Here is a 12564-nt window from a genome sequence, read left to right as displayed (position 1 = left end):
TCGAACTCCGCTGGTATCCGCAGGACTCGGGCGCCAGCGGCACCCACTGACTGATAGCGAGAGGAAGTACCGAAAATGGCCAAGCTGCAGAGTCTCGACCCGGTCACGCCGATGTTCGCGCAGTTCAAGGAGAAGACCGGGCCCATCGTCCTGGCCAACACCTTCGTCGTTCCGAAGGAGAGGACTGAATCGTTCCTGGCCCTCTTTCGCAGGCAGGCCGAGTTCATGAGGGCTCAGCCGGGATTCGTCTCCCTGCAGATGCACAAGGGAACGGCGGACAGTCAGCTTCTGATGAACGTCGCGGTCTGGGAGTCGACCGAGGCACTCGCCACGGCGTTCGGCAGCCCGGAGTTCCAGCGCATGGTGGCCGAGTCCCCCGACGACATCGTGTCGTACCCGCACATCTTCGAGCAGATCGACGTATGACACGGCAGCTGTAGCCGAGGGAGGGCAGCCGGAGAAGCCCTGCCCTCCCCCTGGCAGTCACGCATCCATGCACCATGCCTCGGGAACTGCTGTGGCCGCCGCTCCTGTCCCGGGTCGATCTGGAGGCGGACGGCGTCCTGCGCATGCAGGCCCAGCACGAGCGGGTTGAGGCCACGCTGACCAGGCTGGCAGCCGCGGTCCCGGCGTGGGCGGCCACCGCCGGAGCCGACGAGCGCGACACCCTCGTGGCGAACCTCGCCGATCATCGGGCAGGACGCGAACCCAGCCGAGCGCGCCAACGCGTTTCGGCCTGCCGAGCTGGCCGCCCGGCGACGGCGGCGGCTTCCTGGCCATCAAGGGAATCCGCGACGTCGTCCTGGCACTGGTCCTGGGCATCCTGCTGGTGACGGGCCACAGCCGGGCGCTGGGCTGGGTGCTGCTGGTGGAGGCCCTCGCCGCCTACGGCGACATGACCACGGTGCTGGCCCACCACGGTTCCGTGGCCACCGCGCTCGGCGTCCACTGCCTGACCGCGACGCTGATGGTGGTCAACGGCCTGCTGATGATGCGCGAGACCCGCAAGGTCGTGGCCGCTCCGGCGACGCCCGCCCCGCAAGCTGCCTGATCCCATCGGTCCAAGGTGGCCCGGACCCTGGTCGGGCCACCTTGGCGCGTACCGGTATTCGCGTGTGCCTGTCGGACGGGTTGCGGTCCTGGTGGACCGGCAGATGGTCCGGCACTCCGGGTGTCTGGGCGTCCGGTTCCGCAACCGGAATCGGGGGTGCTGCGTCCCCCGGGTGCGAGGACTCGGAGTGCCGAACGGAGCGGCAAGGGCAGTCGACGGTGAGCAATTCGTTGGGTGCGGTGGTGTGCGGTGGTGTGCGGTGCGGTTGCCCTGCTGCTGCTCGGCTTCGCGGTGCGGGAGGTGGTCGTGGTGCGGCGGTTGAAGCGGGCCGGTGTTCGCGCCCCGGGTGTCGTGGTCGACAACACGCGGGACGACCATTCCGACGGCCACAACTGGGTGCCGGTCATCGCCCTCGTCGACCAGCAGGGACACCGCGTGGAGTTCTCGTCCCAGATGCGCGGGACCGGGCTGAACCTGGCGAGGGGAGGGAGCGGGCGATGGCCGCCGCGATCCGCTCGGTTGCCGCCCTGCTCGTCCGGCTGAGTGCGGTGAACCCGATGAAGCCGTGCACGAGGCCGCCTTCTCGCAGCACCTGGGTCGGCACCCCGTTTCCGAGAAGCCTGGTGGTGTATTCGAGGCCCTCGTCGCGCAACGGATCGAAGCCGGCGACGGACACCACGGCGGGAGGCAGACCGGCGAGGTCACCGAGGAGCGGGGAGACCCTGGGGTCCGTGACGTCGGTGCCGGGTGGAAGGTAGTGGTCGGTGAACCAGCGGATCTGCTTGGCGGTCAGGGCAGGGGAGTCGGCGAACTCCTTGTACGACGGCCGCTTCACCGACAGGTCCACGGCCGGATAGATCAGGACCTGCAGTGATGGCCGCATCGCGCGGCCGCGCAGCTGCTGACAGAGGACCGCGGCGAGATTGCCCCCCGCGCTGTCACCGGCGACGACGATACGGCGGGAATCGACGCCCCATCGCGGTGCCTGGTCGACCGCGAATTCCCACGCTGCCATCGCGTCCTCGTGCGCGGCCGGGAACGGGTGCTCCGGTGCGAGGCGGTAGTCGACGGAGAGGACGTCGGCGCCGGTCCGACGGGCCAGCAGCCTCGCAACGGGTGCGTAGCCGGCCCGACTGCCGAGCACGAAGCCACCGCCGTGGAAGAACAGGATGAGACCGCTGGGCGAGCCTCCCGCGGAATGGCGGGTGGCGCGCAGCCCTCCCGGGACCTCCAGGTCCTCCTCTACGGGGAGAGGCGGGATCCGGTCGCCGAACAGAACGGCTTCCGCATCGGTCACCTCGCGGGCGTGACGCGGCGCGAGAGCGCTGTAGTCGTCGGCCTTGGCCGCGGCGCTCATCAGCAGGGCGATCTCGGGCGCCATCTGCTCGCCGTCAGCGTTGACCGGGACCCGTACGAGTCGCCGGAGGACGGCGGGCGGGATGCGGCCGGGAAGGATGCCCACGGCGCGCCGCAAGCGCTGCGCGAAGGAGAGCGCCGACGTGGCGGAGGTCATGGTCTCACTCCGTTCCGGTCGCCGCGGCCGGGCTTCGGTGCGAGCCGTCCTCGGGCTCCCTGCCTCGGAACCGGTCCTCAAAGGACGCCCCCCCGCGATATCGCCGTGCGGTTCCTGAACTGCAACTGCTCGTCGTACAGGGGGCCCTTGAGCAGCTTCGCGTCCTGGCTGTACGAGGTCAGCAACCGCCAGGGCAGCGTGGTGCCTTGACGCGGAAGCTGGTTCACGGCCCGCCGCACGTAACCGGCGGCGAGGTCGAGCAAGGGCTCGGTCGGCGTGCCGGGCTTGAAGACGGGCACGACCAGGTCGTGTCCTTGCGCGTCCATGTGCCGGATCAGGTCGCACAGGTAGCGGCTGAACAGGCCGATCTTCAGGGTCCAGGAGGACGACTTCGTATAGCCGGCCAGCATGGCCCAGTTGGGAACTCCCGAGAGCAACAGCCCCCGGTACGTCACCGTGTCCCCGACCTCGACCGGCTTCCCGTCGACCGTCTGGCGGATGCCGCCGAAGAACCGCAGGTTGAGACCTGTCGCCGTCACGATGAGGTCGGCTTCCAGCTCCCGCCCCGAAGCCAGCCGGATCCCCTTCTTCGTGAAGCGCGCGATGCGATCCGTGGCCACGGACGCCTTCCCGTCGCTGATCGCCTTGAAGAAGTCGCCGTCCGGGGCGACGCACAGACGCTGGTCCCACGGGTCGTAGGGCGGATTGAAGTGGGTGTCGACGTCGAAGCCCGTCGGGAGCAACTTCTTGGCGGACTTCCGCAGCACGGCGCGACCGGCTCGCGGGAACTTCTGCAGCGCTCCGACGATGGTCTGCTCCAGCCAGATGTTCTTCCACCTCGTGAGCGCGTATCCGCGGTCGACTCCGAAGAGCTTGGTCAAGACGGTGGCGATCCCGTCGACGCGGGGCAGCGACATGATGTACGTGGGTGTCCGCTGGAGCATCGTGACGTGGGCCGCCGCGTCCGGGCCCGAGACCAGGGACGGGATCAGGGTGACGGCGGTGGCGCCGCTGCCGATGACGACGACCTTCTTGCCGGAGTAGTCGTAGTCCTCGGGCCAGTGCTGCGGGTGGACGATGTCCCCGCCGAAGTCGTCACGCCCCTCGAAGTGGGGTGTGAAGCCTTCGTCGTACCGGTAGTAGCCGGTACCGGCCACCACCCATCGGGTCTCGATGGTCAAGAGCCTGGTGGTTCCGTCCTCACCGGTTGCCCGGACCTGGAGGCTCCACCGGGCCTCTTCGCTCGACCAGTCGGCGGAGAGCACCTCGTGGCCCAGCCGAAGCCGTTCGGCCAGGCCGAACTCGTCGACCGTCTCTCGCAGATACTCGCGAATGAGGTGTCCGTCGGCGATGGTCGTCTCGTGCAGCCAGGGCTTGAACTCGTAGCCGTAGGTGTTCACGTCCGAGTCCGAGCGGATCCCGGGGTACCGGAAGAGGTCCCAGGTCCCCCCGACGCCGGCACGTCCTTCGAGCAGCAGCTGCTTCTTGCCGGGGAACGCCCGGGCCAGGTAGCAAGCGGCCCCGACCCCCGAGACGCCGGCGCCGATCACGACGATGTCGACGATCTCCGTCCGGGTGGTGGCGTCTTCCATGACCGCGCTCCTTTGCTTCGTGGTCTGGTCTGATGCCGACCATCATGAGAGGAGGATTCTGGTGTGTTCTACGCATTCCTGGCGCACGTTTCCCGTGCGGAGGGTGCACTCTGCACACCTCGGCACGGGTCGGGAGCGAGGGGTCAGCTGCCCTGCGCGCGGTCCTGCCGGAGCTCCACGAGCATCAACGCCGCGGCCACGCTGACGGCGTCCTGCTCAAGGGGGCGCGGCAGCAGGGCCCGCGCGCGGGCAAGCCTGCGATCGATCGTGTTGCGGTGCGCGAAGAGCTTCTCCGCGGTGTGGGACACGTTGAAGCCCACGTTCAGGAAGGTGCTGACGGTATGCCGCAGGACGGGGTCGGCCGTCGACAGCTCGCCGAGGGTCGTGGACACGAACTGGTCAGCCTGTCCCAGGTCGGCGGTCAGCAGATCCACGAGGTGGACGTCCTCGTAGCGCACCGCGGTGCGGGGTGAGCGCATGCGCGCCAGCAGTCGTTGCGCGGCCGCCGCGTCGAGGTGACTGGAACGGAAGCCTTCGACGTCGCGTGCCGGCCGTCCGAGGGTCGTTCTGACTCCCGGGGTCTCCTTCAGGACCTCGTCGATCGTCGCGGCGGCAGGGATCGCGCTCACAGGCATCCACAACCACAGGGCCGCTGTACTCGTCACCAGCGTGAGGCGTCGCGTTGCCCCACAGGCCCGCATCACGTGCTCCGCCGCCCGTTCCAGAAGGTGGGCAGCCTCCTCCGCCTCGACCCAGACGATCGCCGCGGTGTGGTGGCCGCCCAGGGAGTAGCCGAGTTGCTCCTCGGCCCGAGCGCGGCTCATGCGGGAACCCTCAAGGAGCAGCTGCACGGTGGCGTGCCGCTCGGCGTGCGCACCGAGGCCGAGGTCGGAGCGGACCTCGTCCACGTACGTGCCCACGGCGGCGATCAGGTCGTCGACGTATGTCGTCATGGAGTTGCCCGAGACCTCGACCAACTCACGGAGTTCGTCGAGGTCTTCGGTGACGGTGAAGCACGCGCGGATCCACCGTTCCCACCAGGCTTGCTGCGCCGACCGCCACGACGCGAGCTCGTCGGTGTTCAGGCCGCGCAGAACCAGGTCCCGTGCGTAGATCAGCAGTTCGGGGTCCCGGGTCAGCTGAACCCGCCGTCCTGGCCGGTTCAGGTTCGCGAACAGCCAATGCGTCGTGTTCGTCTTGTTGAGACGCCGGTCGGCCTCGGCGAGCACGGGGTCCTCGACGTACTCCTGTTGCCGGACGCCGCCCTGCGACGCCTGCCAGAGCATGTCGACGGTGTCGTCCGACAAGGGCAGCATCCGCTCTGCCAGAGCTCTGATCAGCTCACATACCCGAGCGGAGGGGGTCGGCCACAGTTCTTCCATGCCGCCCGGATGGTATCGGCGTGCTCCCCGAATCGGAATGGGTCGTACCGGTCGCGCCGATTCGGCGACGGTCGATGGAGAACGGCCCCGGCACACGGTCCTGCTCAGAGCCCGAGGTGGTCGGCGAGCTCGCTGTAGTCGACCTGCCAGAGGCCGGCGCTCCCCTTCGGGTACTGGGACCGGAACCCGATGAGCCCCTGCACCCGCGGGGACAGCGTCTTGGCCAGGTCCCGGTCGACCAAGAAGGGGTAAGCCTCCTCGCCGGTCAGGTAACCGGGGTTGAGCGCGAAGGCCAGAGCGCGCCGGTACTCGTCGGTCGTCTGGTTGGCTCCGCCGCCGTGTGCGGTCTTCCCGCTGAAGAACAGTGCGTCCCCGATGTGCATCTCGGCCGGTACGGTCTGCTCCGGGGTACCGCGGTCCTCGAAGTCCGCCCAGTGGTTGCTGCCGGGGATGACTCGCGTGGCTCCGTTCTCCTCTGTGAACTCGGTCATGGCGATCAGGAAGTTGATGGCCACTTCCGGTCCGGCCGGTCCCATGCCGACGAACGGGAACCAGTTCTCAAGGTCCCGGTGCAGGTACTGCGCCGCGTTACCCGGGCCGATCTCGATGGCCTGCGTCGTGGTCATCCAGTAGGTCCCCGACTCCTCCAGGAACACGGCTTCGGCGAGCGCGTGGACCAGGTCGTCGTCGATGACCTCGTTCCGGAAGGTCGCGCTGAGGGAGACCAGGTTCGTCAGCCGCTTGGTGTTCTTGCCGTGGAACTCGGCGAGGAATTCGTCATCGTGCGTGCTCCCGGCCTGCTGCTCCCGCATCGCCGGCTCGATCTCGCGGTTGACCCGCTCGACCTGCTCCGAGGTGAGCAGACCCTCGACGATGACGCCGCCGTCCTCGTGGAACACCGCCAGGATGTCCTCGATCGGCGTGCCGCGCGGCACCCTGCGCAACTGGGCCGTTCCGGTCGTCGACTTGGTCATGGCTCTCCTCCGGGGCTGTGGCATACGGCCAGGGCGTGTGCTCGTGATGATCTCGGCCCCAATGTTCCGCCGTCGGCCCACGCAGATCTACGGCACGTTTGCGCATGATGCCGCCGGTTCCGGTGCAGTTCGCACCACTCGGTCGCGCTGGGGTCGCCGGTGTGCAGCGTGCACCACGATCGGACGCATCTCGCACACCTTCACCTAGAGGGGCCTGCCCGCAGGCGCACCGCGACGTGGAGGTCGCGCGGACAGGCGGCTGGTGGCACCCCGGATGCACAGCGGGCGCAGGCTTCGCCGGCCACGGAGTTGCCGTGCTCCGTGACGACCGAGGAACCGCTGTGGGGCCACTTCGAGGCCCTGCTGTCCCCCGGCCCCGCTACCACCCTGGCCCTTGGGCCGCCGCCGCCTCGCGTCAGCAACCGCATTGTCTGGCAAGCTGCTGCAGGGAGCTTTCCTCGGGAGGGGTCGCCAGTTCGCCCGTTCGGCTGCCGAGGGCTCCGTACTCGGCCGCGTCAGCCGATCGCGCGAAGATTTCCGCCGGGTTGGCGGCGAAGGCGCTCCATGGCCTGTGCCGTCGTCTCGTCGGCGGGCAGGAGGACGACCAGTTCCTGCGCGTCGGTGCGCGGCAGTTCCAGTCGTTCGCGCTGCCACCGCAATTCGTGCGCAGTGGGGTGGTTGAGCCGAAGCGGGACTTGTGGTGGGGGTAGGTGGCGGTTGAGCCGTCGGGTGAACTCCTGTCCGGCGAGAGGGGCGAGTTCGGCTGTGAACCACTCGGAGGTCTCCGCGGACGGTCCGAGCCACAGGTCGAAAACCTGCTCGTCGGCCACCTGGTCCCAGTCGGCGAAGAAGGTCCGGGCCTTCGGGTCGGTGAACACATAGCGCGTCAGGTTCGGTGTCTGGGAGTCCAGCAGCCCGCTCCCGCGCATGACCGACTCAAACCCGCTGGTGTGCGCGAGCACGTCGCCGAGGCGGTTGGTGACGAACGCGGCCGAGGGTTCGAGGAGTTGGAGGGTCGCCAGCACGGTGGGGCGGACGTGGCGATTGGGTGGTGCCGGCCGCCGGTGTCCGGCGCAGGCCCCGCCGGTGATTTTGGCGAGGTAGCGCAGGTGGTCGCGTTCCGCCGCATCCAGACTCAGGGCGTCGGCAAGAGCGTTGACCACGGCGGTGGACGGGTTGCGGTCGCGTCCCTGCTCGATGCGGGTGAGGTACTCGACGCTGATCCCGGCGCGCGTGGCCAGGTCCGAGCGGCGCAGCCCCGGGGAGCGGCGGCGGCCGTGGTCGGGGAGCCCGAACGACTCGGGCTGGATGCTGTCGCGCTTGGCGCGGACGAAGTCGCCCAGTGGGGTGCCCATGGGCCAAGTCTATTGGCGATGACCGTGCGTTCGTACGGCGCAGGGTGGCCCTGTGGGGGCCAGCCTGCGCCGGGTCTGGTTGCCGCTGTGGCGGGGGTGGACCGTGGAGCACATGAGCGAAGAGCAGAAGAAGCACAAGCTGGTCGTCATCGTCGGGAGCGTCCGCGAGGGTCGGTTCGGGCCCGTCGTCGCCGCGTGGGTCGCCGAACAGGCACGCGTACACGGCGGGTTCGACGTCGAGGTCGTCGACCTCGCCGACGTCGAGATCCCGCTGTCGTTGCCGGCAGCGCCGCCGAAGTTCGCCGGCGACTCCTACCCGCGCCCCGAAGGGATGGCGCCCCTGACGTCCCGCCTGGCGGAGGCGGAGGCGTTCATCCTGGTCACGCCCGAGTACAACCACAGCTACCCCGCCTCCTTGAAGGCCGCCATCGACTGGCACTTCACCCAGTGGACGGCCAAGCCGGTGGCCTTCGTCAGCTACGGCGGCGCAGCCGGCGGCCGTCATGCCGTCCTGCACCTGGAGAACGTCCTCACCGAACTGCACGCGGTGACCATCCGCGACGGTCTGGCGTTCCCGAACTACTTCACCGCATGGCAGGACGGGCGACCGCTGGACCTCGAGGCGCCCGGGTACGCCAAGACCCTGCTGGACCAGCTCGGTTGGTGGGCCGCCGCCCTGAGCGCGGCGCGCGAAGCGGCCCCGTACCCGGCCTGAGACGGAGCCCTCATGGAATACACCAAGCTCGGCCCCTCAGGGCTGAAGGTCAGCCGCGTCGCACTCGGCTGCATGGGTTTCGGCGACCCCGGCCGCGGAGTCAACCCCTGGACGCTGGACGACACGGCCGCCGCACCGATCTTCCGCCGAGCGGTCGACCTGGGCATCACGCTCTGGGACACCGCCAACGCGTACGGCGGCGGCACCTCCGAGGAGGTCGTCGGACGTGCCATCCAGCGTTACACCCGGCGGGAGGACATCGTGCTCGCAACGAAGGTCCATCTCCCGATGCACCCCGGTCCCGGCGGGTCCGGACTGTCCCGCAAGGCGATCCTGGAACAGGTCGACGCCTCGCTGACCCGCCTGCAAACGGAGTACATCGACCTCTACCAGATCCACCGCTTCGATCCGGACACCCCGGTCGAGGAGACGATGCAGGCCCTGGACGACGTCGTCAGGGCCGGGAAGGTGCGGTACATCGGCGCCTCGTCGATGTGGGCCTGGCAGTTCTCCAAGCTGCAATACGTCGCCGAGCGGCACGGGTGGGCCAGGTTCATCTCGATGCAGGACCAGTACAGCCTCGTACAACGCGAGGAAGAACGCGAGATGTTCGGCCTGCTCGCAGACCAAGGCGTCTCCAGCCTGCCCTGGTGCCCACTGGCCAAGGGGCGCCTGGCACGCCCTCACGGACACCGAACGGCACGCTCGGCCGCAGACCCCGTCGGTCAACGGTTCTTCGGCGACAACGACCGTCCCATCATTGATGCCGTCCACCACGTCGCGACCGAGCGGGGCATCCCCATGGCACAAGTCGCGCTCGCATGGGTGATCGGCAACCCCGTGGTCGCCGCCCCCATCATCGGGGCGACCGACCCACGACACCTCGACGACGCCGTCGCCGCCCTCGACGTGCGGCTCACCGATGAAGAGATCAAGACGCTCGAGGCCCCTTACACGCCGCGTCAACCGACCGGGTTCTGAGATCAGCGGAGAGACCTGTGCCTGCGCCGGTCATCACGCCGGCGGAGATGCAACGCGGTGACCCGGCGAAGGCGGTCCCACCGCGCGCCGGGTTGTCTGCCATCGAGCCCGTGCCCTTCGAAGGTCGACGGCCGGGTGCAGCCTGTCGACGGCTACTCGACTGCAGCTCCCGCCGGCGGCCGGCGACCGCGATGTCTGGACGTCACAGGACACGCTGATAGCGTCTCCGCCGTTGTTGAGCGCGTGTCACCGTACGCGCACCAGACGGGGAGGACGAACACACCATGATGGGCCATTCGCACGCGGTAAGCGGTGCCCTGCTCTTCGCAGGCACCACGCCTTTTCTGCCACCGCTGCTGATGCACACTCACCTGACGCCGCCGGAGATCCTGATGGGCACGGTGCTCTGCGCCGGCGCCGCGCTGCTGCCGGATCTGGACCATCACGACGGCACCATCGCCAACTTCCTCGGCCCGGTGTCCAAGACCCTGTGTCGTCTCGTGGCCTGGCTCTCCGGCGGCCACCGCCACGCCACCCACTCACTGTTCTTCGTGGCCCTGATGACCGCGGGCACCTGGGCCGGAGTGACATACCTGGGCCGCCCCTTCACACTCGGCCTGACCTTCTTCCTCTTGGCCCTCGCGGTTCGCGCGCTCAACCTCTGCCCACCCGGCCACGGCTTCTCCGCCTGGGGCACGATCGTCGCCATGGCCGGGATCGGCACCGCCGTGATCGCCAAGTTCATCCCCTCGGCACCCGGTTGGCTGCCGTACGCCGTCGGCCTGGGCTGCCTGGCTCATCTGCTCGGCGACTCCATCACCAAACAGGGCGCGCCGTGGCTCTGGCCTCTGAAGAACCGCTACGAGATCGTCATCATCAAGCACAGCGGCAACAAGCTGGAGACGGAGATCCTGACCCCGATCATGGGGGTCGCCACCGTCGCCCTGCTGTGGTTCACGGCACTGTCACCGCATCCCTTCAGCTACTGATCTCGGCTCGCCAGGGTGACCTTTCTCGAAGTTCCCGATGAATCTGGGGTGTTGGCCGTACTCCGTGACGCGTGAGGTATGCAGATGGGACGGCCTCACGCCAGCGGCACGACGGCGCCGGTAGGCGGTGCGGATGCAGACGACGGAGCCGTTCGCTCGGCAGGTCAAGCCGCCCGAGGTCACCCGGCGGCTGCCGTCCAAAGGACGGAGAATTCCCACAGCCCGTCTCCGCACCTCCCGCAAGCCGGCTTTTCGCTGGTCGGCGTGATGGCGGAGGTGCGCTGCGGTCACATGTTGATCATGTGGCCCGCGAGGCCGTGTACCGCTTCCTGGATCGCCTCGCCGAGGGTGGGGTGGCCGTGGACGTTCCGCGCCACCTCGTGGACGGTCAGGTCCCATTTCTGGGCTAGCGTCAGCTCCGGGAGCAGCTCGGTCACTTCGGGGCCGATGAGGTGGGCTCCGATGATCTCCCCGTGACGGTCATCGCTGATGATCTTGGCGAAGCCCGCGGTCTCGCCGATGCCGTGCGCCTTGGCGTTGGCGGTGAAGGGGAACTTGGCCACCCGGACGTCGAAGCCCCGGTCGCGGGCCTGCGCCTCGGTCCAGCCGAAGCTGGCGATCTGCGGCTGGCAGAACGTGACCCGCGGGATCATCACGTAGTCCAGTTCCATGGTCTCCGCGCCGGCGATGCTCTCCGCCGCCACGATGCCCATCGCCTCGGCGGCGTGCGCCAGCATCAGCTTGGCGGTGACATCGCCGATGGCGAAGATGTGCGGCACGTTCGTCCGGCACCGGCCGTCGATGTCGATGGCACCCCGTTCGGTCAGTCGGACGCCGGTGTTCTCCAGTCCGAAGCCCGTGGTCCGTGGTTGGAAGCCGATGGCCTGGAGGACCTGGTCGGTCTCCAGTGTCTGGCGCTGGCCGCCGGTGGTGACCGTGACCCGCACCCGCTCCCCGGAGTCGTCGATCCCCTCGACGCGGGTGGAGGGCAGCACGTTGATGCCCAACTTGCGGTAGCGGCGGGCCAGTTCGGCGGAGACCTCGACGTCCTCCAGTGGTACGACGCGGTCGAGGAACTCCACGAGGGTGACCTCGACGCCGTAGTTGTGGAGGACGTAGGCGAACTCGACGCCGATGGCGCCCGCCCCGGCGATGACGATGCTGCGCGGCAGTTCGTCGGAGAGGATCTGCTCCTCGTACGTCACCACCCGGCGGCTGAGGGAGGTGCCCGGCAGCAACCGGGTGACCGAGCCGGTGGCGATGATCGCGTGGCCGAAGGACAGCGTCTCGGTGCGACCGTCGCCCAGGGTGACGTGCAGGGTGTGCGGATCGATGAAGGCGCCGATGCCCTCGAACTGCTCGATCTTGTTCTTCTTCATCAGGAAGTGCACGCCCTTGGCGCGGCCGTCGGCCACCTTGCGGCTGCGCAGGAACGCCTCGCGGTAGTCGAACGTGACCTGCCCCTCGACCCGCATCCCGAACGTCTTCGCCTCACGGCCCACGATGTGGGCGATCTCGGCGTTGCGGAGCAGGGCCTTGGACGGCACGCATCCGATGTTGAGACAGACACCGCCCCAGTACTTGGCCTCGACGATCGCCGTGCGCAGGCCGAGCTGGGCGGCGCGGATGGCTGCGACATACCCTCCTGGGCCCGCGCCCAGGACCACCACGTCGAAGTGCGTGCTCATGCCGCGGGTCCGCTTCGCTCGCCCACGCACGCGCGGGGCGTGCGTCGTCCCGTTCGCTCGCTCTGCTGGCTTCGCTGGCTCATGCTCGGCAGCCTAGGCGGGGGCCGGCGGCGCCGCAGCGCGTCGCGGTCCAGGCGGGGGGCGCGGTGCGGTGCCTGTGGGGCGCGGTGCGGTGTCTGCGGGGCCGGGCCGGAGTCGATCGACGACGTGTACGCGTCGGTGCCCCGCCTCCCCTACGCCGAAGGCCCGGCGACCGAAGTCGCCGGGCCTGGGCCGGTGCCGTTGCGGCCGGTGCCATGACAGCTGGTGCCGTGACAGCTGGTG

The 12564-nt window shown here is 68.9% G+C and carries 12 protein-coding genes; 6 read left to right on the top strand and 6 right to left on the bottom strand.

All coding sequences use genetic code 11. The annotated features are described in order from the left end of the window. The first annotated feature begins 75 nt into the window (after positions 1-75). The 3 genes from SNOUR_RS36595 to SNOUR_RS36590 all read left to right on the top strand — a co-directional run bounded on the left by SNOUR_RS36595 (position 76) and on the right by SNOUR_RS36590 (position 1051). Entirely contained in the window at positions 76-426 is a 351-nt protein-coding gene (locus tag SNOUR_RS36595; protein ID WP_067355762.1) for an antibiotic biosynthesis monooxygenase family protein, read from the top strand. A 74-nt stretch (positions 427-500) separates the two neighbouring features. Next, entirely contained in the window at positions 501-833 is a 333-nt protein-coding gene (locus SNOUR_RS48715) for a hypothetical protein (protein ID WP_312636295.1), read from the top strand. Then, on the top strand, positions 737-1051 hold the full coding sequence (locus SNOUR_RS36590; protein WP_312636210.1) for a DUF4267 domain-containing protein: 315 nt from the start codon (positions 737-739) through the stop codon (positions 1049-1051). Before SNOUR_RS48715 ends, SNOUR_RS36590 begins: the two co-directional genes overlap by 97 nt. Positions 1052-1454: 403 nt before the next feature. Here the strand turns inward: SNOUR_RS36590 and SNOUR_RS36585 are convergent, their stop codons facing one another. From SNOUR_RS36585 to SNOUR_RS36565, 5 genes are all read right to left on the bottom strand, one after another. Beyond that, a complete protein-coding gene (locus SNOUR_RS36585; protein WP_067355760.1) occupies positions 1455-2564 on the bottom strand; it encodes an alpha/beta hydrolase in 1110 nt (369 codons plus the stop codon). 77 nt (positions 2565-2641) lie between these two features. Beyond that, entirely contained in the window at positions 2642-4156 is a 1515-nt protein-coding gene (locus SNOUR_RS36580; protein ID WP_067355757.1) for a flavin-containing monooxygenase, read from the bottom strand. Between the two features lie 143 nt (positions 4157-4299). Further along, a complete protein-coding gene (locus SNOUR_RS36575; RefSeq protein ID WP_067355755.1) occupies positions 4300-5538 on the bottom strand; it encodes a PucR family transcriptional regulator in 1239 nt (412 codons plus the stop codon). A 104-nt stretch (positions 5539-5642) separates the two neighbouring features. Beyond that, positions 5643-6512: a phytanoyl-CoA dioxygenase family protein gene (locus SNOUR_RS36570; RefSeq protein WP_067355753.1), complete on the bottom strand. Its 870-nt coding sequence runs from the start codon at positions 6510-6512 to the stop codon at positions 5643-5645. A gap of 515 nt (positions 6513-7027) precedes the next feature. Beyond that, positions 7028-7867, bottom strand: a complete 840-nt coding sequence (locus SNOUR_RS36565; RefSeq protein WP_067355750.1) for a helix-turn-helix domain-containing protein — start codon at positions 7865-7867, stop codon at positions 7028-7030. A gap of 112 nt (positions 7868-7979) precedes the next feature. Here SNOUR_RS36565 and SNOUR_RS36560 point away from each other — a divergent pair, with 112 nt between their 5' ends. The 3 genes from SNOUR_RS36560 to SNOUR_RS36550 all read left to right on the top strand — a co-directional run bounded on the left by SNOUR_RS36560 (position 7980) and on the right by SNOUR_RS36550 (position 10552). After that, positions 7980-8582 carry an NADPH-dependent FMN reductase gene (locus SNOUR_RS36560; RefSeq protein ID WP_067355748.1) on the top strand — a complete coding sequence of 201 codons (603 nt, stop codon included), beginning with the start codon at positions 7980-7982 and terminating at the stop codon, positions 8580-8582. 12 nt (positions 8583-8594) lie between these two features. Continuing rightward, positions 8595-9563, top strand: coding sequence for an aldo/keto reductase (locus SNOUR_RS36555; RefSeq protein WP_067355746.1), 969 nt, complete (start codon positions 8595-8597; stop codon positions 9561-9563). Between the two features lie 284 nt (positions 9564-9847). Then, a complete protein-coding gene (locus SNOUR_RS36550) occupies positions 9848-10552 on the top strand; it encodes a metal-dependent hydrolase (RefSeq protein WP_067355743.1) in 705 nt (234 codons plus the stop codon). 287 nt (positions 10553-10839) lie between these two features. On the opposite strand, the gene lpdA is transcribed toward SNOUR_RS36550, so the two are convergent. Continuing rightward, positions 10840-12240: a dihydrolipoyl dehydrogenase gene (lpdA, locus tag SNOUR_RS36545; protein ID WP_067355741.1), complete on the bottom strand. Its 1401-nt coding sequence runs from the start codon at positions 12238-12240 to the stop codon at positions 10840-10842. Between the last annotated feature and the right edge of the window lie 324 nt (positions 12241-12564).

The organism is Streptomyces noursei ATCC 11455 (genome assembly GCF_001704275.1).
GTDB lineage: Bacteria > Actinomycetota > Actinomycetes > Streptomycetales > Streptomycetaceae > Streptomyces > Streptomyces noursei.
Note: the sequence above shows the minus strand (reverse complement) of the source record. Positions and strands in the feature narration are given on the sequence as shown.

What these genes read in the sequence shown, in the direction of transcription:
- SNOUR_RS36560 (WP_067355748.1), top strand. Translation starts at nt 7,980, where the DNA reads ATGAGCGAAGAGCAGAAGAAGCACAAGCTGGTCGTCATCGTCGGGAGC.
- SNOUR_RS36550 (WP_067355743.1), top strand. Translation starts at nt 9,848, where the DNA reads ATGATGGGCCATTCGCACGCGGTAAGCGGTGCCCTGCTCTTCGCAGGC.
- SNOUR_RS36595 (WP_067355762.1), top strand. Translation starts at nt 76, where the DNA reads ATGGCCAAGCTGCAGAGTCTCGACCCGGTCACGCCGATGTTCGCGCAG.
- SNOUR_RS36565 (WP_067355750.1), bottom strand. Translation starts at nt 7,867, where the DNA reads ATGGGCACCCCACTGGGCGACTTCGTCCGCGCCAAGCGCGACAGCATC.
- lpdA (WP_067355741.1), bottom strand. Translation starts at nt 12,240, where the DNA reads ATGAGCACGCACTTCGACGTGGTGGTCCTGGGCGCGGGCCCAGGAGGG.
- SNOUR_RS36585 (WP_067355760.1), bottom strand. Translation starts at nt 2,564, where the DNA reads ATGACCTCCGCCACGTCGGCGCTCTCCTTCGCGCAGCGCTTGCGGCGC.
- SNOUR_RS48715 (WP_312636295.1), top strand. Translation starts at nt 501, where the DNA reads ATGCCTCGGGAACTGCTGTGGCCGCCGCTCCTGTCCCGGGTCGATCTG.
- SNOUR_RS36575 (WP_067355755.1), bottom strand. Translation starts at nt 5,538, where the DNA reads ATGGAAGAACTGTGGCCGACCCCCTCCGCTCGGGTATGTGAGCTGATC.
- SNOUR_RS36580 (WP_067355757.1), bottom strand. Translation starts at nt 4,156, where the DNA reads ATGGAAGACGCCACCACCCGGACGGAGATCGTCGACATCGTCGTGATC.
- SNOUR_RS36555 (WP_067355746.1), top strand. Translation starts at nt 8,595, where the DNA reads ATGGAATACACCAAGCTCGGCCCCTCAGGGCTGAAGGTCAGCCGCGTC.
- SNOUR_RS36570 (WP_067355753.1), bottom strand. Translation starts at nt 6,512, where the DNA reads ATGACCAAGTCGACGACCGGAACGGCCCAGTTGCGCAGGGTGCCGCGC.